17 protein-coding genes are annotated in these 25,780 nt (G+C 67.6%); 13 read left to right on the top strand and 4 right to left on the bottom strand.

What is annotated here, in order from left to right; genetic code table 11:
* Window positions 1-230 precede the first annotated feature (230 nt).
* Both D1604_RS05070 and D1604_RS05075 read right to left on the bottom strand, forming a co-directional pair.
* Complete coding sequence (locus D1604_RS05070; protein ID WP_119412750.1) at window positions 231-1,571, bottom strand: sigma-54-dependent transcriptional regulator; 1,341 nt, start codon at window positions 1,569-1,571, stop codon at window positions 231-233.
* A gap of 14 nt (window positions 1,572-1,585) precedes the next feature.
* Window positions 1,586-3,406: a sensor histidine kinase gene (locus D1604_RS05075; RefSeq protein ID WP_119412751.1), complete on the bottom strand. Its 1,821-nt coding sequence runs from the start codon at window positions 3,404-3,406 to the stop codon at window positions 1,586-1,588.
* 250 nt (window positions 3,407-3,656) lie between these two features.
* Here D1604_RS05075 and D1604_RS05080 point away from each other — a divergent pair, with 250 nt between their 5' ends.
* From D1604_RS05080 to D1604_RS05120, 9 genes are all read left to right on the top strand, one after another.
* Window positions 3,657-5,012, top strand: a complete 1,356-nt coding sequence (locus D1604_RS05080) for a dicarboxylate/amino acid:cation symporter (RefSeq protein ID WP_024355231.1) — start codon at window positions 3,657-3,659, stop codon at window positions 5,010-5,012.
* Window positions 5,013-5,068: 56 nt separating this feature from the next.
* Complete coding sequence (locus D1604_RS05085) at window positions 5,069-8,104, top strand: TonB-dependent receptor domain-containing protein (protein WP_119412490.1); 3,036 nt, start codon at window positions 5,069-5,071, stop codon at window positions 8,102-8,104.
* An 18-nt stretch (window positions 8,105-8,122) separates the two neighbouring features.
* Window positions 8,123-9,445, top strand: a complete 1,323-nt coding sequence (locus D1604_RS05090) for a hypothetical protein (protein ID WP_119412491.1) — start codon at window positions 8,123-8,125, stop codon at window positions 9,443-9,445.
* 122 nt (window positions 9,446-9,567) lie between these two features.
* Window positions 9,568-10,809 carry a putative DNA modification/repair radical SAM protein gene (locus D1604_RS05095; RefSeq protein WP_119412492.1) on the top strand — a complete coding sequence of 414 codons (1,242 nt, stop codon included), beginning with the start codon at window positions 9,568-9,570 and terminating at the stop codon, window positions 10,807-10,809.
* Window positions 10,809-12,236, top strand: coding sequence for a UdgX family uracil-DNA binding protein (locus D1604_RS05100; protein WP_119412493.1), 1,428 nt, complete (start codon window positions 10,809-10,811; stop codon window positions 12,234-12,236). Before D1604_RS05095 ends, D1604_RS05100 begins: the two co-directional genes overlap by 1 nt.
* A 73-nt stretch (window positions 12,237-12,309) precedes the next feature.
* Window positions 12,310-13,338: an Ldh family oxidoreductase gene (locus D1604_RS05105; RefSeq protein WP_119412494.1), complete on the top strand. Its 1,029-nt coding sequence runs from the start codon at window positions 12,310-12,312 to the stop codon at window positions 13,336-13,338.
* 131 nt (window positions 13,339-13,469) lie between these two features.
* The gene (locus tag D1604_RS05110) at window positions 13,470-14,399 is read left to right on the top strand and encodes a dihydrodipicolinate synthase family protein (protein ID WP_119412495.1); all 930 of its coding nucleotides are present in this window, start codon (window positions 13,470-13,472) and stop codon (window positions 14,397-14,399) included.
* A 12-nt stretch (window positions 14,400-14,411) separates the two neighbouring features.
* A complete protein-coding gene (locus D1604_RS05115) occupies window positions 14,412-15,410 on the top strand; it encodes a 4-hydroxyproline epimerase (RefSeq protein ID WP_119412496.1) in 999 nt (332 codons plus the stop codon).
* Between the two features lie 84 nt (window positions 15,411-15,494).
* Window positions 15,495-16,163, top strand: coding sequence for a GntR family transcriptional regulator (locus D1604_RS05120; RefSeq protein WP_035303194.1), 669 nt, complete (start codon window positions 15,495-15,497; stop codon window positions 16,161-16,163).
* A 39-nt stretch (window positions 16,164-16,202) separates the two neighbouring features.
* Here D1604_RS05120 and D1604_RS05125 read toward each other — a convergent pair whose 3' ends face one another.
* A complete protein-coding gene (locus D1604_RS05125) occupies window positions 16,203-17,081 on the bottom strand; it encodes a TSUP family transporter (RefSeq protein WP_119412497.1) in 879 nt (292 codons plus the stop codon).
* Window positions 17,082-17,179: 98 nt separating this feature from the next.
* Here D1604_RS05125 and D1604_RS05130 point away from each other — a divergent pair, with 98 nt between their 5' ends.
* The 3 genes from D1604_RS05130 to ligD all read left to right on the top strand — a co-directional run bounded on the left by D1604_RS05130 (window position 17,180) and on the right by ligD (window position 22,194).
* Window positions 17,180-18,349, top strand: coding sequence for a M24 family metallopeptidase (locus tag D1604_RS05130; protein ID WP_119412498.1), 1,170 nt, complete (start codon window positions 17,180-17,182; stop codon window positions 18,347-18,349).
* Entirely contained in the window at window positions 18,346-19,596 is a 1,251-nt protein-coding gene (locus D1604_RS05135; protein ID WP_119412499.1) for an NAD(P)/FAD-dependent oxidoreductase, read from the top strand. The genes D1604_RS05130 and D1604_RS05135 overlap by 4 nt, the downstream gene beginning before the upstream one ends.
* 63 nt (window positions 19,597-19,659) lie before the next feature.
* On the top strand, window positions 19,660-22,194 hold the full coding sequence (gene ligD, locus D1604_RS05140) for a DNA ligase D (RefSeq protein WP_119412500.1): 2,535 nt from the start codon (window positions 19,660-19,662) through the stop codon (window positions 22,192-22,194).
* A 3-nt stretch (window positions 22,195-22,197) separates the two neighbouring features.
* On the opposite strand, the gene ku is transcribed toward ligD, so the two are convergent.
* Window positions 22,198-23,043, bottom strand: coding sequence for a non-homologous end joining protein Ku (gene ku / locus D1604_RS05145; RefSeq protein WP_119412501.1), 846 nt, complete (start codon window positions 23,041-23,043; stop codon window positions 22,198-22,200).
* A 210-nt stretch (window positions 23,044-23,253) separates the two neighbouring features.
* Between ku and D1604_RS05150 the strand changes: the two genes are divergently transcribed.
* Window positions 23,254-25,776, top strand: coding sequence for a TonB-dependent receptor (locus tag D1604_RS05150; RefSeq protein WP_119412502.1), 2,523 nt, complete (start codon window positions 23,254-23,256; stop codon window positions 25,774-25,776).
* Window positions 25,777-25,780: the final 4 nt, after the last annotated feature.

The following is a 25,780-nucleotide window of genomic DNA, read 5'->3' on the forward strand; positions in this document are numbered from 1 at the left end:
AAGAAAAAATAAACCCCCAAAGCGTAAGCTGCGGGGGTTTTCTGCTGTTGGGTTCCGCTCAGAAGCGCCGAGTTGCCTTGCTGCGATCTGCGCAAGGCGTCATCGGCACCTGACGGATGCAAAATTCCTGACCTGGAGATCGTTGTTCTTCAATAGGTGGCTTCGAATGAGGCGCGGTAACGCAGAGGCCAAGTCTGTCGCGGCGGGCGCGAACCGATGGTGCAGCCTGCTCAGCTCCTGCGGAAATCGGCCGGCTTCAGGTTGTGGCGTTTCAGCTTGTCGTAGAGGGTCTTGCGGGGAATCTTCAGTTGCGCCAACGCCTCGCTGACGTTGCCGCCCAGGGTTTCAAGCGTGTCCTGCAATATGCGTTTCTCGAAATCAGCGACGCGGTCGACAAGGCCGCGCGCGGCGCCGGCGGCTTGGTCTTCGCGGCCTTCAAGGCCAAGGGCGAAGCGTTGGGCGAAGTGCGACAGCTCGCGGATGTTGCCTGGCCAGGGGTGTTCCAGCAGGCGGGAGCGGACTGCGTCCGTGATGACGGGCGGTTCGGCGCCGGGGCCCACCGGGGCGCGCGCCACCAGGCTGGCGAACAGCAGGGGGATGTCGTCGCGGCGTTCGCGCAGAGGCGGCACGCGCAGGCGCACGACATTCAGCCGATAGTAAAGTTCTTCGCGAAGTCGGCCGCTGACGAGGGCCTGATCGAGATCCCCCGTCGCAGAGGCCAGCACGCGAATGTCGACGGCGCGGGGTTCCGATGCGCCGATCGGGTGGATTTCGCGCTCTTCCAGCACGCGCAGCATCTTGACCTGAGCAGCGGTCGGCATGCTTTCGACGGCGTCCAGAAACAGCGACCCGCCGTGTGCGCGCTCGACGTGGCCGACGCGGCGACGCAAGGCCCCGGCGAAGGCGCCCAGCTCATGACCGAACAACTCGCTCTCGATCAGTCCGTCCGGCAGGGCGCCGCAGTTGACCGCCACGAAAGGATGCAATCGGCGGCGGCCGCCGTTGTGCAGGGCGCGGGCCACAGCTTCCTTGCCCACGCCGGTCTCTCCCTCGATCAGCACGTCCATGCGGGCGTCGGCGATCTGGGCGATGGTGGCGCGCAGCGAGCGGATCGCCGGGCTGTCGCCCAGCAGCGGCAACTCCAGCCCCGCCTCGGACGACAGGGCGACAAGGCGTCGGTTGTCCAGCACCAGGGCGCGCTTTTCCAGCGCGCGCGTCAGGCTTTCGGACAGGCGCTCAAAGGCGAACGGCTTGGCGACGAAGTCATAGGCCCCGCCGTGCATGGCGGCGACCGCCTCGGCCACGTCACCGTGCCCGGTGATCAGGATGACGGGCAGGGCGGGATCAAGGGCCTGAAGCCGGTTGAGCGCCTGGCGGCCGTCCAGCCCCGGCATCCGCAGGTCGGTCACCACTACGCCGGGGAAATCGGCGTCGATCTCTGTCAGCGCCGCCTCGGCGGAACGATAGGCGCGCACGCTCAGGCCTTCGACCTCCATCCTTTCGGTCAGGGCGTTGCGGAAGTCGTCGTCGTCCTCGATCAGGGCGACGGTCTCAAGACGCGGGAACTCCATGACGCGCGCCTCCATCACGCGGCTTTCAGGCTGATGACGAAGGCGGCGCCGAGGGTGGCCGGACGCAGGTCCAGCTCGCCCCCGAACCCGGCCACGATGTCGCGGCAGATGACCAGTCCCAGTCCCAGACCATTGGCCTTGCTGGTCACAAAGGGAGTAAAGAGCTGGTCGCGGATGTCGTCGGCCACGCCAGGGCCGTTGTCGGCGACGCGCAGTTCGACATGGTCTGCGACCCGCTCCACTGTCAGGGTGATCTGGCCGTCGGCCCGGCCCTCCAGCGCCTCGGCGGCGTTCTGCATCAGATTGACGATGACCTGCTCCAGGCGGAAACGGTCGGCGACGACCAGCAGATTCGCGCCGCGCGGACGCGTCAGGCGGACGCCGCCCTGGCGCAGTCGCCCGCCCAGCAGCAGCAGGGCGCCGTCGATCGCGTCGTTCAGCGACACCGTGCCCAGTTGCGGCTCGGCCTTGCGTGAGAAGGCCCGCAACTCCTGTGTGATGGCGCCGATGCGGGCGGTCAGATCGCCGATGCGGCCCAGAGCCCGCGCGGCCTTGGCGCCCTGCTCACGCTGCAGATAGGCTGAGGCGGTCTCGGCCTGGGTGCGGATGGCGGCGACGGGCTGGTTGATCTCATGGGCCACCCCGGCGGCGATCTGGCCCAGAGCCGCCAGCTTGCCCGCCTGCACCAGTTCGTCGCGCAGAGCCTCGCGGCTGGCTTCGGCGCGCATCCGCTCGTCGATCTGGCGGTTCAGGGCGATGTTGGCCTGGCGCAAGTCGTGGGTCCGCTCTTCGATGCGGCGCTCCAGTTCCAGCCGGGCCGCCTCGGCGGCGCGCTGCCGCGTTGCGGCCTGCTGGCGACGGCGCAGCAGCACGGCGGCGACGCCGAAAAGGAGCGTGGCGATCAGGGCGGCCAGGGTCCGGGCGTTGGCGACGTTCGTCTCTATGACGCCCCGGTCGGGGGTCAGCAGGTGCAGCGTCCAGCCCGGCGTCATGGTGTCGATGCGGGCGTGCATCCAATGGCGATCGGCGCCCTCCAGCGGCGCCTCGACCAGCCGGGTCGCGCCGTCCTGCGGCGTGCGGAAGGGCAGGGGCGCCAGGGCGCCGTCGGCCAGGGTCTGGTCCGCCAGCGTCAGGCGGCGGCTTTCGGCGTCCATCGGCCGCAGGGTCCGGAACCGCCAGCTCGGGATGCTGGTGATCAGCACCACCCCGCCCGGATCGACCACATAGGCGGGCTCGCCCGAGGCGCGCCATTCGGCCTCCAGGGCGTCGAACTCGACCTTGACCACCACGACCCCGATCGGGAGGCCCGCATTGACGACGCGCCGCGCCAGGAACAGGCCGGGTTTGCCGCTGACAGTGCCTAACGCGAAGAACTCGGCCGAGCCGTCACGCATCGCCTTGATGAAATAGGGCCGAAAACTGTAGTCGGAGCCGACGAAGCTGACCGGATGGTTCCAGTTGCTGGCGGCGCGGGTTACGCCATCCGCGCCGATGACGTAGATGGCCGAGGCGCGGATCTGTTCGGATAGCGCCTCCAGCCGTTCATTCAGCGGTTTTGCGTCGAAATGCGGGGTCGTCAGCAGCCGGGCGACATCGGCGTCGGTCGCCATGGCCGGCGCCAGGGCGCGGTATTTCTCCAGTTCGCTGCGCAGGACGGCGGCGTGCAGGGCGGCTGCGGCTTCGGACTGACGCGCCAGCTCGGCCGAAGCCTCCGTCCGCGCGGTTTCGCCCAGCCCATAGGCGCCCGCTGTCGCCGCGATCAGCCAGCCGAGCGTCAGGGCGACCCACAGGCCGATCTGTCGCCGGTCAGTGCGATCATTGGGAGCAGGCGGCATGGCGCGGTTCATGTCTTTAGTGTGCGATATTCCGCACTTTTGAGCCAGAGATCGGGGCGATAAATCGCACATACTGGTCCCGTCTAGATCGCGCTTCTGTAGTAAATTTATAAAAAACAATAGGTTATATTGCGTAGGGGCAGGCGTTTTCTCTTGCCCTCGTCATGGCCACACTGAGGTCGAAGCGTGGCGAAGATCGCGCCGAGAGGAAATCCGCGAGCCGCATGCTCGCCATCAGGAGCGACCTTCTTTGTCCCCTATCGCGTCACAGACGGCGGCGGTCATTCGCCGCCCCTTCTATCAGCATCTCTATTTCCAGGTGCTGGTCGCCATCGTGCTGGGTGGCGCCATCGGCCACTTCTGGCCGAACGTAGGCGAAAGCCTGAAGCCGCTGGGCGACGCCTTCATCAAGCTGGTGAAGATGGTGATCGCGCCGGTGATCTTCCTGACCATCGTTACCGGCATCGCCGGGATGCGCGACATCGGCCGCGTCGGCCGGGTGGCGGCCAAGGCCTTTGGCTATTTCCTGGTCTTCTCGACCCTGGCGCTGATCGTCGGCCTGATCATCGCTAATGTCGTGCGTCCGGGCCACGGCCTGAACATCGATCCGGCCACCCTGGATAAGGGCGCGGTGGCTCAATACGCCCAGGCGGCGCATGAAAGCACCATCGTCGGCTTCCTGACGGGCATTATTCCCGACACGGTGGTCAGCGCCTTCTCGACCGGCAATATCCTGCAGGTCCTGTTCGTCTCCATCCTGTTCGGCATCGCCCTGGCCATGATCGGCGATCTGGGCAAGCCGGTGATGACCTTCCTGGAGTCGGTCAGCGCGGCCTTCTTCAAACTGGTCGCCATTCTGATGAAGGCCGCACCGATCGGCGCCTTCGGGGCCTTCGCCTTCACCATCGGCGCCTACGGCATCGCCTCGGTCGCGAACCTGTTCGCCCTGATCGCCACCTTTTACCTGACGTCCGCCATCTTCGTGGTCGGGGTGCTGGGTCTGGTCGCCATCGCCAACGGCTTCAACATCCTGAAGCTGATCCGCTATTTGAAAGAAGAGCTGCTGCTGGTGCTGGGCACCTCCAGTTCCGAGGCCGCCCTGCCCAGCCTGATCTCCAAGATGGAGCGGGCGGGCGCCGCCAAGTCGGTGGTCGGCCTGGTCGTGCCGACCGGCTATTCGTTCAATCTGGACGGCACCAATATCTATATGACGATGGCGGCCCTGTTCATCGCCCAGGCGCTGAACATCGATCTGAGCCTGCAGGATCAGATTCTGCTGCTGTTGGTGGCCATGCTGTCGTCCAAGGGGGCGGCGGGCATTACGGGGGCGGGCTTCATCACCCTGGCGGCCACCCTGTCGGTGGTGCCCTCGGTGCCGGTGGCGGGCATGGCCCTGATCCTGGGCATCGACCGCTTCATGAGCGAATGCCGCGCCCTGACCAACTTCATCGGCAACGCGGTGGCCACCATCGTTGTCGCCCGCTGGGAAGGCGAACTGGACCGCGATGCGCTGAAGGCCGCGCTGGACGGCGGGCCTCAGCCCCTGGCCGCCGCCCCTGATCCCGCCGCCGGACCGGGCGACGACCTGGTGCTGGCCGACGACTGACCCTGAACCACGACCTCAACGACATGATCGCCGCACACGGCGACTGGGAGAGAGACATGAGAAACCCATCCAAGATCGCTCTGATGGCGACGACCGCATCGACCGTCCTGTTCGCCGGGGCCGCTCTGGCCCAGGAGGCCCTGCCCGCCGAGCCCACACAGGTGGAGGACATCGTCGTCGTCGGCACCAACATCCGCGGCGCGCGCACCACGGCGGCCCTGCCGGTGGTGGTGGCCGACCGTGAGCAGATCGAGGCCACCGGCGCCACGACCGGCGACGAACTGATGCGCACCATCCCCCAGATGGGCGACGTCCTGTTCGATTCCGCCAATAACCCCCAGACTTCGAACTCGGCGCGCGGCGATGTGAACTCGGTCAACCTGCGCTCGCTGGGCGTAGGCAACACCCTGGTGCTGCTGAACGGTCGTCGTCTGGTCCAGCACCCGACCAGCCAGGGCACCTCGGACACCGGCACGGTGCCGGTGCTGAGCTACAACTCCAACGCCATCCCCGTGTCGGGGCTGGAGCGGCTGGAAGTGCTGCTGGACGGCGCCGCCGCCATCTATGGCGCGGACGCGGTGGCGGGCGTGGTCAACACCGTCCTGCGCGACAACATCGACGGCCTGACGGTCAGCGCCCGCTATGGCGGGGCCGAAGGCACGCAGATGCGCGACACCGAGTTCAACCTGTTCACGGGCAAGAACTTCGATCGCGGCAACGTCTCCCTGTTCGCAAACTACGCCCAGCGCACCGCCCTGTGGGCATCGGATCAGGACTTCACCCGCTCGGACGACCTGCGTCCGCTGTTCGCCGACCATCCCGATTTCGCTGACGTCCAGTCGCTGGACGGCCGCTCGTCGCACACGCCGTGGGCGCGCCTGTCGGTCGGCTCGCGCCCGGTGATCCGCTCGAACGGCGTGGCGGTGACCAACACCGCCGGAGCCTTCCGCTTCCAGCCGTCCAGCTTCGGCTGCGGCGTGGACATGGGCGGCGACATCTGCCTGTCCAGCGGCAACCACAACTTCAACACGACCAACCGCGACATGCGGTACGACACCCGGCATGAGACGACGGTCCGTCCGTCGGTCGAGCGGCTGAACCTGTTCCTGACGGGACGTTACGACCTGACCGACAGCGTCGAGGCCTTCGGCGAGGTCGGCTATTACAGCGCTCACAGCCGCGCCGTGCAGCCGCCGGTGGTCAACCTGAACCAGATCTGGATTCCGGCCAGCAACTACTACAACCCGTTCGGCCCCATGACCTTCGCCGACGGCACGCTCAATCCGAACCGCCTGCCGGGTCTGACCGGGGTTCCGGCTGAGGGCCTGCCGGTTCTGATGACCAACTACCGCTTCGTCGACACCGGCTTCCAGGTGGTGAAGGTCGACAACTATCAGGCCCGCCTGCTGGGCGGCCTGCGCGGCGAGTGGCGCGGCTTCAACTGGGAGACGGCGGTCGTCTATTCCGAGGCCGAGGCCAAGGACGTCTCGCCCAACGTCAATATGACGGCCCTGCAGAAGCAGTTGGCCCTGTCGACGCCCGACGCCTACAACCCCTTCAGCGGGGGCTGCGTCGCCACCACCAGCTACGGCGACTGCTCGCCCAGCTCTCAGGCGGCGATCGACGCCATCGTCTTCGACCTGCGCCGGGTGTCGCGCACGACCCTGACCATGGCGGACTTCAAGCTGTCGCGCGGCGATCTGTTCCAACTGCCGGGCGGGCCGGTCGGCATGGCCTTCGGCGTCGAGGCGCGCCGCGAGACCCAGAAGGACGACCGCGACGCCAATCTGGACGGGACCTTCACCTTCACCGACATGGTCAGCGGCGAGACCAACCTGTCCAACGTTTCGGCCGTCAGCCCCAACCCCGACACCTCGGGCAGCCGCGAGGTCTTCTCGACCTATGTCGAGTTCGCCGTGCCGGTGGTCTCGCCCGAGATGAACATTCCTCTGGTCTATCAGCTGGATGTGCAGCTGGCGGGCCGTTACGAGCACTATTCGGACTTCGGCTCGGTGGCCAAGCCGAAGATCGCCGCGGCCTGGGACGTGGTTCCGGGCGTGCGGGTTCGCGGCTCCTATTCGCAGGGCTTCCGCGCGCCGAACCTGGAGCAGACCCACGCCACGGAATACGCCCGTCTGGCCAGCGGCACGGACTATGTCCGCTGCGAGGCTGACCTGCGCGCCGGCCGTATCAGCAATTTCTCCCAGTGCGCGCAGAACACCTCGGGCGCCTCTCTGCTGGTGGCGGGCAACCCGGATCTGGAGCCGGAAGAGAGCACCAACACCTCCTACGGCCTGGTGCTGCAGCCGTCCTTCATCCCCGAGCGTTTCGGCGCCTTCACCTTCACTATCGACAAGTGGCGGATCGAGCAGGAGAAGATCGTCGGCCTTCTGGGCGCCCAGACGGCGCTGGCGCTGGACTATCTGAACCGCGTCGAGGGCGGCTCCAATCCGCTGGTCAACCGTCGCGCGCCGACGCCCGAGGACATCCTGCTGTTCCAGGGCACGGGCCTGACCCCGGTGGGCGAGGTGGTATCGATCAACGACCGCTTCATCAACCTTCAGCCCCAGACCGTCAGCGGCCTGGATCTGGCCATGAACTGGTCGCTGCGTCGCACCAAGTACGGCACCTTCATCGTCAATGTGAACGCCAGCAAGCTGGACGAATTCACGCGCGATCCGGGCGACATCGTCAATGAGCTGTACGCCGCCCGCGAAGCCGGAACGATCAATGCCGGGACGACCCTGCCGGACTCCTCGCAACTGGTGGGGCAGAACGGCCGTCCCGAATGGCGCCTCAACGCCAGCCTGACCTGGCGCAAGGGCCCCTGGCGCGCTGGAATGACGAGCCAGTACGTCAGCGACTTCCAGCAGCCCGGCCTGCTGGGCGCCTCGGGCGATCCGTGGGTCGTTGACGCCCGCCAGACGGTCAACGCCTATGTGGACTATGAATTCCCGGCCGAGACCCGCGTGCGTCTGGGCGTGCGGGATCTGACGGATGAAGGCCCGTCGCTGGCCGACAACGGCTATCGCGGCACGGTTCACAGCCCGTGGGGTCGTTACTGGTACGTCACCGCGACCAAGTCGTTCTGATCTGAGGAGGCGAGAGGGATGCGTCTGTTTTCGATGCTGGCGGCGGCTTCCGCCGTCACGCTAACCGGCGCGCCCTTCGCCGCCGCCCAGGATGCGCCGGCGACCCCGTCGCCGGCGCCCGTCCCGGCCGTCTGTCCCGATTTTCTTCCTCAGCAGGCGCACTGCTGGTCGGGGCGGGCGGCCAAGGGCGGTTACTACTGGATCGCCGTGCCGGAGAACTGGAATGGTTCGCTGGTCGTCCACGCCCACGGCGGGCCGCGCACGGCCGCCCCCAAGGCCGATGATCCGCTGGAAGATCTGGAGCGCTTCTCCATGACGGTGAAGGAGGGCTTCGCCTGGGCGGGGTCGACCTATCGCCGGGGCGGCTACGGCGTGCGCATGGCGGCCGAGGACACCGACGACCTGCGCCAGATTTTCTGGGACGCCTTCGGTCGGCCCCGCCGCACCATTCTTCACGGCCAGTCCTGGGGCGGCAATGTCGCAGCCAAGGCGGCCGAACTCTATGCGCGCGACGCCGAAGGCCAGGTGGTCTGGGACGGCGTGGTCCTGACCAGCGGGGTGCTGGCGGGCGGGACCGAGGCCTACAGGTTCCGCGCCGATCTGCGTGCGGTATATCAATATTACTGCCAGAACCATCCGGCGCCCGACGAGGCGCAGTACCCGGTCTGGCAGGGTCTGCCCGAGGGCGCTCGCCTGACCCGCGCCCAGCTGGCGCAGCGGGTCAAGACCTGCACCGGCGTCGGCCTGCCCGAGGCGGAGCGCTCGCCTGAGCAGAAGCAGCGCCTGGCCGACATTCTCAACGTCGTGGGGATCGGCGAGGGACAACTGGTGTCGCACCTGGCCTGGGGCACCTTCCTGTTTCAGGACCTGGTGCAGAAGCGCCTGGACGGCCTCAATCCGTTCGACAACAGCCGGACCGTCTATCAGGGCTCGCACGATGATGCGGCGCTGAACGCGGGGGTCGAGCGGTTCGTCGCCGATCCGATGGCGGTGGCGCGTCTGGCCTATGACGCGGACCTGTCGGGCATGATCGTCGCGCCGACCGTCACCATCCACGGCAAGGACGATCCCACAGCCTTCGTCTGGCACCAGGACGTCTATCGCGACCGCGTGGCGGCGGCGGGCCGTGCCGACCTGCTGGTCCAGACCTTCACCGATGAAGCCGAACACAGCGCCCTCAGCCCGCCGGAATATGTCGCGGTTTTCGAGGCCTTGATGGGCTGGATCGACCTCGGGGTGAAACCGGACGCCCGCTCTGTCGTCGCCCTGTGCGAGGCGGCGCGTCCTCGCTACGACGCTGTCTGCCTGTTTGATGAGCACAGGTTGAGGGGAAACGACTGAGCCCTCCGACGGCCGAGCGCAGATGCGCCGGCCGTCCCTGCCTCGCCGGTTGTGTCCTGTCCTGCTGCGAAAGCCTTTCGGCCAAGCTGGACCTGTTCTGCAGCGGAACATATCATGAACGAATGGCTCAGATCGATCTTCGACGAAAGCTGGCGGTTCTGGCGGACGCAGCGAAATATGACGCCTCCTGCGCCTCGTCCGGCACGACGAAGCGGGATTCAATGGGCGGGCGCGGGATCGGCTCGACCGAGGGCATGGGCATCTGCCACGCCTATACGCCGGACGGTCGGTGCGTCAGCCTGCTGAAGATCCTGCTGACCAACTTCTGCATCTACGACTGCGCCTATTGCATCAACCGGGTGTCGTCCAACGTCGAACGGGCGCGCTTCACGGTGCAGGAGGTCGTCGATTTGACCCTGGCCTTCTATAAGCGGAACTACATTGAGGGGCTGTTCCTGTCGTCGGGCGTGATCCGCAACGGCGACTATACGATGGAGCAGTTGGTCGAGGTCGCGCGGCGCCTGCGCGAGGATCACGACTTTCGCGGCTATATCCACCTGAAGCTGATCCCGGAGGCGGATGCGCGGCTGGTGGAGCTGGCGGGTCTCTATGCCGACCGACTGTCCGCCAATATCGAACTGCCCCGCGACGAGGCTCTGGGCCGTCTCGCTCCGGAAAAGGACGCGCGGACCATCCGTAGGGCGATGGGGCAGGTGCGGCTGAAACTGGAAGAGGCCAAGCCCGAAAAGCGCGCCCGCAAGCGCCCGCCCGCCTTCGCCCCGGCCGGTCAGTCGACCCAGTTGATCGTCGGCGCCGACGGCGCGCCGGACACGGAGATCATGGCCCGCAGCGCCGCCCTTTACGGCGGCTATGGCCTGCGTCGGGTCTATTATTCCGCCTTCAGCCCGATACCCGACGGCTCCAGCCTGCTGCCGCCGACCAAGCCGCCGCTGATGCGCGAACACAGGCTCTATCAGGCCGACTGGCTGATGCGGTTCTACGGCTTCACCGCGCCCGAGATCGGCGAGGGGACTGACGACGGCATGCTGGATCTGGCCGTCGATCCCAAGCTGGCCTGGGCGCTGCGGCGCCGCGAGGCCTTCCCCGTCGACGTCAACCGGGCGGCGCGCGAGACCCTGCTGCGGGTGCCGGGCCTGGGGGTGAAGGCGGTGGACCGCATCCTGTCGGTGCGGCGGCATCGCACCTTGCGGCTTGAGGACGTCGGTCGGCTGACGCGGTCGATCGAGGCCGTGCGGCCGTGGATCACGGCGCTGGACTGGACGCCCGGCGGCCTGACCGATGCGGTCGATCTGCGCGCGCGCCTGGCGCCCCAGCGCAAGCCTGAGCAGTTGAGCCTGTTCTGATGCGCACAGCGGTCCTGTCCGACCCGCTGGATTTCGACGGCTGGCGCAAGGCGGCGCGGCGCCTGCGGCTGGCGGGCGAGGAGCCCGGCCGGGTGAAGTTCGTCGTGGGCGCGACTGCGGGCGGCCTGTTCGATGAGGGCGGCGCCCTGTCTGAGGTCGAAGGCGGGTTCACCGCGCCGCGCGCCTTTCTGGACGCGGCGGCGCAACTGATCCAGCACCGGTCCGAGGATCGCTTCGACCTGATGTATCGCCTGCTGTGGCGGCTGAAGGATCAGCCGAACCTGATGGCCGTCCTGTCCGACCGCGACGTGGCCGAGGCGGCGGATCGGGTGAAGGTGGTGCGCCGCGCCGCCCACAAGATGAAGGCCTTCGTGCGCTTTCGACAGACGCAAGACGAAGCGGGCGAGCGCTGGGTGGCGTGGTTCGAGCCGGCGCATCGGGTGCTGCAGGCGACGGCGCCCTTCTTCGCGCGCCGGTTCAGCGCCATGCGGTGGTCGATCCTGACGCCGGACGGGGCGGCGCATTGGGACGGAACGCTTCTGACTTTCGGCCCGCCCGCCGATCAATCACAGGCGCCCGCCGAGGACGCGGTGGAGGATTTCTGGCGCACCTACTACGCCTCGACCTTCAATCCGGCGCGGCTGCGGCCTCAGGCGATGCGGTCGGAAATGCCCAAGCGTTACTGGAAAAACCTGCCGGAGGCCGGGCTGATCCCGGAACTGACCGCCGCCGCGTCGGTTCGCACGGATGCCATGGTGAACCAGCCTACGCCCACGCCCAATGACAGGTTCCAGCGTGTTCGCGCGCCGGTGGTGGATCGCGCGGCGACGGATGATCTGGTCCCCGACAGTCTGGACGAGCTGGCGCGCGGCGTTCAGGGCTGCCGCCGCTGCCCATTGTGGCGCGACGCCACCCAGGGCGTCTGCGGCGAGGGGCCGAGGCGCGCGGCTCTGATGGTGGTCGGCGAACAGCCGGGCGATCAGGAGGACCTGGCCGGTCGGCCCTTCGTCGGCCCCGCCGGGCGCATTCTGGATGCGGCGTTTGAAGAGGCGGGGCTGGATCGTCGCGACCTCTACCTCACCAATGCGGTCAAGCATTTCAAGCACGAGCCGCGCGGCAAGCGCCGTCTGCACAAGACGCCCAATGCGGGCGAAGTCCAGGCCTGCCGCTGGTGGCTGGACCATGAACGGCGCCTCGTCAGGCCGCAGCTGATCCTGGCTCTGGGCGCGACGGCGGGGCTGGCGGTGCTGGGACGAAAGCCCGCCGTTCAGGCCGAACGCGGTCGCGTTCTCACAACCAAGGATGGCGCGCGCGTGCTGCTGACGGTTCACCCGTCCTACCTGCTGCGCCTGCCCGATGCGGCGCGACGCGCCGAGGAGCGGACCCGTTTCCTGACTGATCTGACCGTGGCCCGCGACGCGCTCTAAAAAACGGACGCCAAACGGCTTGAAGTTTTCGCCTGCGTCCATATCGTATACGATTGTGCTGCGGGAGAGCGATATGAGCGTGTTTGAGGCCCAGGAAACGGTCGCCTTGTCCATCGACGAGGTGTTCGCCCTGTCGCGACGGGTGCTGACGGGGGCGGGACTGTCCGTTCCGCACGCCGAGGCGGTGGCGCGGGCCATTACGGCGGGCGAGCGGGACGAGTGCGCCTCGCACGGGCTTTATCGTCTCCCCGGCTGTGTGATGACCATCCGCTCGGGCAAGATGTCGCTGGACGCCGAGCCGGTCATCACCGACGCCTCGCCCGCCCTGGTGCGCGCCGACGCCCGTTACGCCTATTCCCTTCTGGCTTTTGAGCGGGCGGCGCCCTTGCTGGCGCAGAAGGCCAAGGAGGTCGGTGTGGCTGCGCTGGTCATCAACAACTGCTTCCATTTCTCGGCCCTGTGGCCCGAGATCGAACAACTGACCAGTATGGGCGTGGCGGCTCTGGCCATGACCCCCAGCCATTCGTGGGTGGCGCCGGCGGGCGGCCGGCGGGGCCTGTTGGGCACCAATCCGATCGCCTTCGGCTGGCCGCGTCCGGGGCCGCACCCCTATGTCTTCGACTTCGCCACCAGCGCCATCGCGCGCGGGGACATGGCGTTGCACGACATCGCCGGCAAGCCGATCCCCGAGGGCTGGGGCGTCGACGCCGAGGGTCAGCCGACGACGAATGCGCGCGCCGCTCTGGACGGCGCCATGCTGACCTTCGGCGGGCATAAGGGCTCGGCCCTGTCGACCATGATCGAACTGATGGCGGGCCCGTTGATCGGCGATCTGACCAGCCGCGAAGCGATGGCCTTTGATGACGGCGCCAAGGCGGCGCCCATGCATGGCGAACTGATCCTGGCCTTCGATCCCGGCCTGATGGGCGGCGGCGACGCGGAGGCGAACGCTGCGCGGGCCGAGGCCCTGTTCGCCGCCTTCGCCGACCAGGGCGCGCGCCTGCCGTCGCAGCGCCGTTATGAAGCCCGTGCGCGCAGTCTGGCCAACGGGGTGCGCACTCCCAAGGTCCTGTACGACCAGATCATGGCCCTTGGATTCTGACGCGAGGCGGCCAGGCCGACCAGCAGGCGTGAGAGCGGATTTTTAAAGGTCCTTCAGGGCCTTGATCGGTCATCGCTTCCAGCCTAATCATATAACGTATACGAAATTAGCCAGCTCGGGAGGAGCAGCAAATGGCGGGAATGAAGTTGGATTGGACCGGGGTGATCCCGGCGGCCACCACGCAGTTCAATGAGAGCCTGGGGGTCGATTTCGACTCCACCCAGAAGGTTCTGGACGGCCTGATCCGTGATGGCGTCGACGCCATCATTGTCATGGGCACGGTCGGCGAGAACAACTCGCTGGAACCGGAAGAAAAGCGCGCTGTCCTCAAGGCGGCGGTCGAAGTCGTCGATAATCGCGTGCCGATCATCACCGGCGTCAGCGAACTGACCACGGCGCGCGCCGAGGCCTACGCCAAGGACGCCGAGGACATCGGCGTGGACGCCCTGATGGTGCTTCCGGCCATGGTCTACGTGCCCACCGCGGCGGAGCTCGAAGCGCACTTCCGCGCCGTGGCGGCCGCCAGCGGCCTGCCGAACATGCTGTACAACAACCCGCTGATGTATCGTCAGACGCTGAACAACGACGATCTGCGCCGTCTGTCGGACGTGCCGAACATCGTGGCCCTGAAGGAAAGCGCCCCGGATTCGCGTCGCATCACCGACATCTTCAACGAGCTGGGCGACCGCTATTCGGTCATGGTCGGCCTGGACGATGTGGCGCTGGAAGGCATGATTCTGGGCGCCAAGGGCTGGGTCTCGGGTCTGACCAACGCCTTCCCCGAAGAGTCGGTGGCCCTGGTCAAGGCGGTCCAAGCCGGCGACATCGCCCGCGCCCTTGAAATCTATCGCTGGTTCATGCCGCTGCTTCACCTGGATTCGGTTGCGGATCTGGTGCAGTCGATCAAACTGTCCGAGATGATCATGGGTCGCGGCAATGAACGGGTCCGGATGCCGCGCATGCCGCTGGCCGGCGCCCGCCGCGCCGAGGTCATCGCCATGGTCGAAAAGGCGGCGGAAACGCGCCCGATCGGCTCGGGCAAGGCCATCAAGATCACCTGATCCGGAGCCCAGATGCGCGACGTCTTTTTCTGCATCGACGGTCATACCGCCGGCAACCCGGTTCGCCTGGTCGCCGGCGGCGCGCCCCTGTTGTCAGGGGCCAGCATGGCCGAGCGGCGGCTCGATTTCCTGAGCCGCTACGACTGGATTCGCACCTCACTGTGTTTCGAGCCGCGCGGCCACGACATGATGAGCGGCGGCTTCCTCTATCCGCCGACCCTGCCGGATGCAGACGCGGGCATCCTGTTCATCGAGACCAGCGGCTGCCTGCCCATGTGCGGCCACGGGACGATCGGCATGATCACCTTCGGGCTGGAGCACGGCCTGATCCGGCCACGCACGCCGGGTCGGTTGAAGATCGAGGTCCCTGCGGGCGTTCTGGACATCGCCTATGAGACTGAGGGCGATAAGGTGACCTCGGTGCGCATCCGCAATGTCCCCGCCTATCTGGCGGCGGAAGGCATCGAGATCGACGTGCCGGGCCTCGGCCCGCTGAGCGTCGACGTGTCCTACGGCGGCAACTACTACGCCATCGTCGAGCCGCAGGGCGCCTACACGGGCCTGGACGATCTGGGCGCCAGCCGCATCATCGAGTTGAGCGGCCTGGTGCGCGAGCGGGTGCGGGCGGCCTTCCACCCGGTGCACCCGGACGAACCCTCGATCAACGGGGTCAGCCACGTGCTGTGGGCCGACAAGCCCAAGGGCGACGGCGCTGACGGCCGCAACGCTGTCTTTTACGGCGACAAGGCCATCGACCGCAGTCCCTGCGGCACCGGCACCTCGGCGCGGCTGGCTCATCTGCACGCCAAAGGGCGGCTGAAGGTCGGCGACGCCTTCGTCCACGAAAGCTACATCTGCAGCCGGTTCATCGGCCGCGTCGAAGCCGAGACCACGGTGGGCGACCACAAGGCGATCGTGCCCTCGATCGAGGGTTCGGCCGTCGCCACCGGCTTCAACACCATCTGGGTGGACCGCAAGGATCCCTTCTGGGCGGGCTTCCAGGTCGTCTGAGCGACTTGCGCGTCGTAATTGCGTTCGGCGCGCGTTATGGCTGGGTCGGGCGACCGGCCCAGCCTTTTCGACTCGATGAACCGCATGGCCGCATCTCCGCTTGAAGTCCGCACCCTGTCCGACCGCCTGATGGAGGTGGTGCGCGACATGATCCTCTCAGGCGCGATCGCGCCGGACGTGCCGATCCGTCAGGACGCCCTGGCGGCTGACCTCAACGTCTCAAAGATTCCCCTGCGTGAAGCCCTTGTCCGGCTGGAGCAGGACGGGCTGGTGGTGTCGCACGCCAACCGGGGCTTCTTCGTGCGCGGCATGAGCGCGGCCGAGGCCGAGGAAATTTACGAACTGCGCCTCAAGCTGGAGCCGGAGGCGGCGGCCGAGGCCTGCCTTGTCGCTGATGAGGCCCGGCAGGACGAGGCCCGGCGGGTGCTGGCGCAGCTGAATGCGGCGGCGGCTGGGGGCATGCCGACGGTCGGCCCCCTGAACCGCGCTTTCCACATTGCCCTGGTGCAGCCGGGCAAGCGCGCCCTGACGACAGAAATCACGACCCGCCTTCATGTCATGGCCGACCGCTATGTGCGCAAGCACCTTGAGCACAAGGGGCGCCATCTGACGGCCGAGGCCGAGCATCAGGACATCCTGCAGGCGTGGCTGGCCCGTGACGCCGCTACGGTGCGCCGTCTGGTGGCCGACCACCTTCAGCACACTCTGTCCGACCTGCGCGAGGAGTTCGCACAGGGCGACGGGCAAGGCTGATCGCCAGCCTTGCCTCCAGTCTTAGCCTTGCCCGAAACCTCAGCCCTGTTCGGCCGGAACGGGCGCCTGACGGGCCTTCAGGGCGGTCATCAACAGATTGACGGCGGCGTAGAGCACCACCACCACCACGCCCCAGCGCAGGACGGTCAGCGGCAGGGAGGTGATGACGAAGGCGGCCAGCAGCACTGCCGGTATCCCCCCGATGGCCATGCCCAGCACCAGCCGCAGATCGATGCGCTGGCTCTTGATGAAGCGCAGGCTCGACACCGGCATCAGGAAGGCGCAGGCGCCCATCATGATCGGGAAGGCCGCCGTGGGGTTCATGCCCATCAGGCTGAGCATGATCAGCGAAGGCGCATAAAGCCCGATGCCGAAGCTCATCAGGGCGCCCATGAGCACATGGGCCGCGACGGCGATCAGGAAGATGTTTCCGTCCAGAGAGAGCGCTTCGCCCCCTGCGGGCATCAGGTTCAGATTGGTCATGGCGTAAAGGGCGGCTGCGATCAGCAGGGCCGCGCCGACCACCATCTGAACGGCGCGCACCGGCAGGCGCAACACGATGGGCGCGCCGATCACCGCGCCCAGGATGGAGGCGCCGATACAGGCGATCAGCAGCACCGGGTCGACCTGGATCAGCTTCATGAAGACCAGCCCCTGCATGACCGTCGGCAGGCAGTGTCCGGCGTTCAGCACCGCCGGAAGAAAGCTGTCCGGCACCAGTTTACGGAACCGCAGCCAGGCCGTGGTCGGGGCAAAGGAGCCGATGCCCAGCGCATCGAAGAAGTTGGCGACCGCGCCGATGGCTATGCCTTCGGCCTTGGGCTTCAGCGCGCCGCGCGCCTTGGCGGTGCGGACCAGTTGGATGGCGTAAAAGGCAGCCAGCAGCGCCAGCGCCGTCAACAGAACGGCTATAATCATAATGTTTCCCTCCCCCGAGGTCCTCGCCGCCCTTTACGAGCGATCCGAGGGATGAAAGAAAACATGACTAGAAATCAGATACAATATACATTCGTTCCATGACCTTTCTTCCGCCCAGCGCCCCGCCCATCACCGTCGCCGAACGACAGGACCGCGTCGCCGCCTTGGCCGCGCGATTGAAAGCTAAGGGACTGGCGGCCCTGCTGGTCGGGCCCACGGCGTCGTTGCGCTATTATACGGGTCTGGACTGGCATCCGTCCGAGCGGCTGACGGGCGCGCTGATCCATGCCGATGGCCGGGTCCAGTACATCTGTCCCCGGTTTGAGCTGGACAAGGTGGCCGGGCTGACGGCGGAGGCCGTCGCAGGCGACATCCTGACCTGGGAAGAGGAAGAAAGCCCCTATGCGCTGGCGGCGGCCAGCCTTCCCGAGGGCGGCGTGCTGGCGATCGACGATCAGGCGGCGGCCTTCATCTGGCTGGGCCTCAGCCGCGTTCTGGGCGCCGATCGCGTCACGGACGGCGGCCCGCTGATCGTCGCCCAGCGCAGCATCAAATCGGCGGCCGAGATCGCTCTTCTGACCCGCGCCAAGGCCATCACTCTGGAAGTCCAGCGCCGCACCCGCCACTGGCTGAAAGCGGGCGTCCTGACGTCCGAGGTCAAGGCTTTCATCGATGCCGAACATTGCGCGCTTGGCGGTGAGGGCGGCTCCTGGTTCTGCCTGGTCTCCTTCGGCGACGACACCTGCCTGCCGCACGGGGGCGAGGGCGACCGCGCCCTGGCGGTGGATGATGTGGTGCTGATCGACACCGGGACCCTGGTGGACGGCTATCACTCGGACATCACGCGCACCTATGTCTTCGGCCAGCCGACGGAGGACTTCCGCCGCGTCTGGACGCATGAGAAGGAGGCGCAGGCCCGCGCCTTCGCCGCCGCCGCCGTGGGAGCAACCTGCGCCAGCGTGGACGCCGCCGCGCGCGATTATCTGACCGGCCTTGGCTATGGCCCTGATTACCGGCTGCCGGGCCTGCCCCACCGCACCGGCCACGGCATCGGCCTGGACATTCACGAAGCGCCCAATCTGGTGCGCGGCGATGTTACGCCGCTGGCGCCCGGCATGTGCTTCTCGAACGAGCCGATGCTGGTCATTCCCGGCCGGTATGGCGTGCGCCTCGAAGACCATTTCTACATGACCGAGGCCGGGCCGGTCTGGTTCACCGAGCCGTCGCACAGTCTGGACGACCCGTTCGCAGAGGGCGCGGCGGCATGACGCCAGCCCAGCGCTGGGCCGTCGTCGGCGGAGGGCTGGTTGGGGCGGCGACGGCGCTTCGGCTTCAGGCGGCGGGTTTTGAGACCGCGCTGATCGACCGGGGCGACCCGCGACGCGGCGCCTCCTTCGGCAACATCGGCCATATCGCCGCCGAGCAATGCGAGCCCATGCCCTCGCCCGCGACGCTCAAGGGCGCCGTGGGGCGGCTGTTCGCCTTTGGCGGGCCGCTGGACTTTCGTGCGCGCGATGCGTCCTTGTGGGGGCCATGGGCGCTGCGGTTTCTGGCGGCGTCCCGTCCGGCGGCGGTTGCTCACGGCGCCGAGGTTCTGGCGCATCTGCTGGATGATCCGGTCGGCGCCTGGATGCGTCTGGCCGCCCTGGCCGAGGCGCCAGACGGACTGATCCGGGCGACCGGCCATTCTGTGGTCTGGTCCACGCCTGAAGCGGCCCGGCGCGGGCTGGCCGGCTGGAGCGCCGCGCGCACGGGCGGGGCGCGCTTCCGCGTGATGGAGGCTGAGGAACTGGCCGCCTATGACGCCGTCCTGCGTCAACGCCCGGCAGGCGGAATCCGGTTCACCGGCACGGGCCAGGTCAGCGAACCGCAGGCGGTGCGCGACGCCCTGCTGGCCGCCTTCTCCGCCAAAGGCGGGCAGACGATCCACGCCGATGCGACCGCCGTCCGGCCGGTGGCCGACGCCGCCGAGGTCGCCCTGTCGGACGGAACAGTCATCGACGCTGATCGCGTCGTCGTCGCGGCCGGGGCCTGGTCGGAGCGTCTGATGACGCCGTTGGGCGTGCGCGCGCCTCTGGTCGGCGAGCGGGGCTATTCGGTGCAGTCGGCCCAGCATGACTGGCCTGACGACCTGCCTCTGACCGTATTCGAGGACCGGGCCCTGGCGGTCGCCCGCTTCGACGGGGGCCTGCGCGCCTCCAGCCATGTCGAGTTCGGCGCCCCTTCAGCCCGGCCCGATCCGCGAAAATGGCGCAGCATCGAGGCGCATCTGCGCGATCTGGGCGTGGCCTTTTCGGCGCAGCCTGACCGGTGGTGCGGTCCCCGGCCGACCCTGCCGGACTATCTGCCCGCCATCGGACGGCTGAACGCTCACCCTCAGGTGCATTACGCCTTCGGCCACCAGCACCTGGGCCTGACGACGGCGGCGCGGACGGCGGAAATCATCGAGCAGATGGCGCTGGGCCGGCCTGCTCCCGACTGGACCGACGCCCTGCGGATCGAACGCTTCGGCTGACTTCAGGCCGGGTGCGGACGCTGTCGCATCGCAACGGTTTTCACGCGGACGGATTAAGCGTCCATGCGCGGCGAACTGAAGACCTATCAGGCCAAGCGGCGTTTCGAGCAGACGCCGGAACCCAAGGGCGCTCGGCGAACCGGGAACGAGGACGCGCGGCGTTTCGTGATCCAGCGCCATGCGGCGACGCGGCTGCACTACGACTTCCGTATCGAGGCGGACGGTGTGCTGAAGTCCTGGGCCGTGACCAAGGCCCCGTCGCGCGACCCGGCGGTCAAGCGGCTGGCCGTTGAGGTCGAGGATCATCCGCTGGACTATGGCGGGTTCGAGGGGACCATCCCGGCGGGCAACTACGGCGCAGGCACGGTGCAATTGTGGGATGTCGGAACCTGGGAGCCGCAGGAGCCGGACCTTGAGGCGGCCTGGGCGCGCGGCCAGATCAAAATGATCCTTCATGGCGAGCGGCTGAAAGGCAAATGGGCGCTGATCCGGCTGAAGAGCGACCGGGGCAAGCCCTCCAAGCGCAACAACTGGCTGCTGCTGAAGGAAAAGGACGAGCACGCCGTCGCCGGCGAAGGCGACGCCCTCGCGCAGATCGACGCCTCGGTGACAAGCGGCCGCTCCCTGGCTCAGATCGCTGAGGGCGACGCGCAATGGACATCCTCCAAGCCGACCCGCCGCAAGGCGCCGCCGAAGCCTGCGCCGTCCAGGGCGGCGTCCAAGGCGAAGCAGCCGCACGCCTTTGTCCCGATTCAGCTGTGCAAGGCGGTCGACCATCCGCCCTCGGCGGCGGGCTGGGCGCATGAGATCAAGTTCGACGGCTATCGGTTGCAGATCGGGGTCGGCGGCGGCCAGGCGGTGCTGCGGACCCGCAAGGGCCTGGACTGGACCGATCGTTTCCCTGAGCTGGCGGCGGATGCGGCGGGCTGGCCCGATGCGGTGATCGATGGCGAACTATGCGCGCTCGATGATGATCATATGCCGGACTTCAGCGCCCTTCAGGCGGCGATATCGGAGGGAGAGACGGACCGGCTCGTCTATTTCGCCTTCGACCTGTTGTTCGACGGGGCGGAGGATCTGCGCAGGCTGCCGCTGTCGCACCGCAAGGCGCGGCTGCAGGCCTACATCGACCGCATCGGCGCTAAGGGCGCCGCGCGTCTCCGCTACGTCGAGCATTTCGCCTCGACGGGGCAGGCGGTGCTGGAAAGCGCCTGCCGGATGCATCTGGAAGGCGTCATCTCTAAGAAGCTGGACGCGCCCTACCACCCGGGCCGGTCGTCAAGCTGGGTGAAGTCCAAATGCCGGGGCCGCGATGAAGTCGTCATCGGCGGCTGGTCGTCGGAAGGCGGCAGCCGGTTCCGCTCGCTGCTGGTCGGGGTGCGCGAGAAGGGCGGGCTTAAATACCTCGGCCGGGTCGGGACGGGTTTCGGCGAGACGGCCACGCGGCTGCTCATGCCCGCACTGAAGGCCGAGGCGGCGGACAAGAGCCCCTTCGTCGGTCCCGGCGCGCCCAAGGGCGGCAAGGACATCCATTGGGTGAAGCCGAGGCTGGTCGCCGAGATCGAGCACGGCGGCTACACCGAGTCCGGCGCCTTGCGGCAGGCGGCGTTCAAGGGCCTGCGCGACGACAAGGCCGCCGAGGACGTCACGGACGCGCCGCAGGCGCCTGCCGTGTCGCAGGCGCCGCGCAAGAGCGGCAAGGTCACGGTGGCGGGCGTCGCCATCTCCAGCCCAGACAAGGTGCTGTGGCCCGGCGCTGATGGGCGCCCGCCGATCACCAAGGCCGAGTTGGCGCGCTATTACGAGGCGGCGGCTGAGCGGCTGCTGGCCCATGTGGCGGACCGGCCCGTCTCCATCATCCGCGCCCCGAACGGCATAGAGGGCGAGACCTTCTTCCAGCGTCACGCCATGGCCGGGTCGAACCCGCGGCTCAAGCTGATCGACGTCAAGGCGCGCACGCCCTACGTCGCCGTCATCGATGTCGGCGGTTTGGTGGCCATCGCCCAATCCGGCGGGCTGGAGCTGCATCCCTGGGGCTGCAAGCCGGGCGATCCGGAGACGCCTGACCAGATCACCTTCGATCTGGACCCCGACGTGGGGCTGGACTTCGACGACGTGATCGCCGCTTCTCTCGTGGTGAGGGCGAAGCTGGAGGCGTTGGGCCTCAATCCCTTCGTCAAGACGACGGGCGGCAAGGGGCTGCATCTGGTCGTCCCGATCCGCGCCGACGGGCGTTCGAGGGTGAGCTGGGATCAGAACAAGGCCTTCGCCAAGGCTGTGTCCGAGGCCATCAAGTCCGAGGCGCCGGACCGTTTCACCACCACCCTGGCCAAGAAGGCGCGGGGCGGAAAGATCTTCATCGACTATCTGCGCAACGGCCGGATGGCGACCGCCGTGGCGCCCTGGTCGCCGCGCGCCCGGCCGGGGGCGGGGATCGCCTTTCCCCTGTCGTGGGATCAGGTGAAGCCGGGGCTGAACCCGGCCGACTACAATCTGTGGGTCTGGCCCGAGTTGCTTGAGCGGCCCGACGCATGGGCCGATTTCCGCGACGGCGCCGTCAGCCTGAGGCCCGCCCTGCGAAAGATGGGCGTGGACTGACTCTCAGGCGGTCTTCTTGCGCGGCGCCGACTTGGCGGCGGGCTTCTTCGCCGCCGGTTTGCGCGCGCCGCCGGCCGAACCCTTCAGACTGTTCTTCAGCGCCGCCATCAGGTCGATGACGTTGGTGTCGTCCGGCTCGGCCACGTCGACCAGACCCTCGCCGCCCTTGGTCTTGGCCTTGATCATCTCGCGCAGGGCGTCGTCATAGCGATCCTTGAAGGCGGTGGGGTCGAAGTCGGCTTCCTTCTGGGCGATGATGCGGGCGGCGATCTCGACCATGTCGGCGTCGGCTTTCACCTTGGGTATGTCGTCGAAATAGTCGTCGACGTCGCGCACCTCGTCATGGGCGCGCAGGGTGTAGGCCAGCAGGCCTTTGCCCCTCACCTCCAGCGCCAGCTGACGTTCCTTGCCGCGCAGGACCAACTGGCCCAGCGCCACCTTGCCCTGCTTCTGCATCGCGTCGCGGATCACGGCGAAGGCCTCGACGCCCGCCCCCTTTTCGGGGACGACGAAGAAGGGATCGTCCCAGTACAGACGGTCGATGTCGGCCTCGTCCACGAACTTGTCGATGGCGATGGTCTTGGTGCTGTCCAGCCGCACCTTGTCGAAATCGGCGTCGTCGAACAGCACGTATTCGTCCTTCGACACCTCATAGCCGCGCACCAGATGGCTGCGCTCCACCGGCCCGGCGTCGGGGTCGGTCGGCACCATGCGGATGCGGTTGTGGGTGTCCGGATTGATCAGGTGAAAGCGCACGTCGGCGGCGCTTGTCGTCGCGGTGTAGAGCGCCACCGGACAGGTGACGAGCGACAGTTTCAGATGTCCTTGCCAGGTCGGGCGAGCGGCCATGTGATCCTCCATTGTCAGATGGAATGCGCGGCGACGACTTGCGTTCGCCCGAGGCTGCGGATCGCCGGGCGATCGGACGGTGGTAATAGGCCGTGGGGCGAAGGAGTTTCGCCTAACCGCCGCCGCAGCTTCATCGCGCCGTGACGGCGCCGTCGCGTCTACGACATTGCGCGCCTCTAGGTCTGTCCCGCTTTCTCAAGGGGTAGGATCATGAAGCCGATCAGTCTCAAGCGGGGATTTCTGGCGGGCGTCGCCGTCGCTGGTTTGATGGCGGCTGGGGTCGCGCACGCCCAGACCGCATCGCCTGCCGAAGCGACGACCGCCGTGGACGACATCGTCGTGACCGCCCAACTGCGCGCCCAGGATCCGATCGAGGTGCCCTTCGCCCTGACGGCCTACAGCGGTTCCTTCCTGGAAAGCCTGGGCGTGCAGGAGTTCGATCAGTTGTCGGCCTTCGTGCCGGGCTTCCTGGTGCAGAACCAGTCGCCGAACAATCCGGGCTTTGTGATGCGCGGCATCACCTCGGACTCGGGCGCCGCCACGGCCGAGCCGCGCGTGTCCGTCTATCAGGACGGGGTGTCGATTTCGAAGTCGCGCGGTTCCTATGTCGAACTGTTCGACATGGAGCGTATCGAGGTGGCCAAGGGGCCGCAGTCGACCCTGTATGGTCGCGGCGCCCTGATCGGCGCGGTGAATCTGGTGCAGAATCGCGCCCGCCCCGGCCAGTACGGCGCCGCCGCCCGCATCGAGGCGGGGGACATGGATTATCGTTCGGTCGAGGGCTTTGTGAACGCCCCGCTGGGCGAGACGGGCGCACTGCGTCTGGCCACGCGGATGAAGACGCGCGACGGCACGGTCGAGAACCTGCTGGGCGGCGAGAACTACAACTCCATCGAGACGAAGGCCGTGCGCCTGTCAGGAGCCTGGGCGCCGACCGAAGACCTGTCGTTCGACCTGATCGCCAACTATCAGGTCGATGACGCCTCGGCGACGTCATTCAAGTCCATCGCCTATAACCCGGCCGACCCGAACACCGGCGCCGTGCTGGGCGGACGTGATCCGTGGGAGGGCGCGGCCCTGACGCCGGGCGCCGACTTCGACGGCGGCGTGGGTCTGGGACTGGATCGGGAAGTGTGGGGCGTGACGGGGCTGGCCAGATGGCGGCTGTCGCCGTCGCTGACGCTGAACTCGACCACGGCCTACCGCACCTTCGACTCGACCGAGGTTTTCGACCCGGACGGCCTGTCTCTGCCGCTGCTGACGGCGGCCGAGCACGCCCACGGCAAGCAGTGGAGCCAGGAACTGCGCCTGAACTACGACAACGGCGGGCGCGTCAGCGGCTTCGTCGGCGCCGGCTGGTTCCGCGAGGAAGGCTTCCAGCGGATGCCGACCCAGTTCGACGAACGTCTGGCGCTGGTGCAACTGGCCGGGCTGCTGGACGGCAGCCCGACGGACGTGGGGCGCAACACCCTGCCGATGGCGGCCTATCCGACGCTGGCGCGGCTGGCTCTGGCGCAGATGCTGACGCCGCTGGGCGGAGGCGCTTTGGCCGGCCCGATCGCCGATAATCTGAAGTCGGCTCATATCGAGACCTCGACCAACTTCGGCGAGTTGACCTCGTGGGACGTGTTCGGGGATGTGACGGTGCAGGTCACGGACCGGCTGGAGGTCGCGGGCGGCCTGCGCTGGACCACCGACGACAAGACGACGGGCTATTCCGCCGCCGTGCTGAACGGGCGCTCGACGTTGGGCGGCCTGCTGGCCGTGGCGCAGGGGGCCGTGCCGCCCGCACAGGTTCCGGCCCTGCTGGCGGCGCTGGCCAACCCGATGTACGGCCAACTGCCCGAGACGATGGTTCCTCTGTTCGGCATCACCAGCCAGCCGACGGCGGGCAATGGCAGCCGCATCGACGCGGATCACAAGGACGACGGCTTCACTTGGCGGCTGAACGCCCGTTACGCCCTGTCGGAAGACGCCAGCCTGTACGCCAACTATGCGCGCGGCCGTCGCCCGGAGGTGCTGGAAGTGCGCGGCCCCTCGGCTCCGCTGGGCGCGCCCCAGTTCCAGGTGGTCGCGGCCGAAACGGTCGACAGCTTCGAGGTCGGCTATAAGACGGCGCTGATGGATCGGCGCCTGCGTCTGGATGCGGCGGTCTTCCACTACGCCTATGACAACTTCCAGACGACCGAGCAGGACGGGACCCGCTTCGTCACCATCAATGCGGGCGAGGCCAGCGCCTATGGTTTTGAAGGTCAGGCGGCCTTCGCCGTGGCGCCGACGTTCGACCTGTTCGCCTCCTATGGCTACAACCACTCGCGCTTCGACAGCGGGGCGCGCAAGGGCAACCGCTTCCGCCTGTCGCCGGATCACATGGCTTCGATCGGGGCGACCTGGCGCCTGCCGGTCGAAGGCGGGGCGTTCGAGGTCCAGCCGACCTATACGTGGCAGTCCAAGGTCTTCTTCGACGACGACAACGACCGCCCGGACCTGCAGACCGGTAACTTCGTGCCCGACCTGATCCAGGACGAGTATCAGGACGGCTATGGCCTGCTGAACCTGCGGGTGCGCTACGCCCCGTCGAGCGGGAACTGGGGCGTCGAGGCCTTCGGCGACAACATCCTGGACGAGAAATACATCAAGGATGCAGGCAATACCGGCGATGCGCTGGGTCTGCCGACCTTCATCGCCGGGCGCGGGGCCAGCTACGGCGTCGCCTTCACCCTGCGTTACTGAGGGC

This window comes from Brevundimonas sp. LPMIX5 (genome assembly GCF_003576505.1).
Classification (GTDB): domain Bacteria; phylum Pseudomonadota; class Alphaproteobacteria; order Caulobacterales; family Caulobacteraceae; genus Brevundimonas; species Brevundimonas naejangsanensis.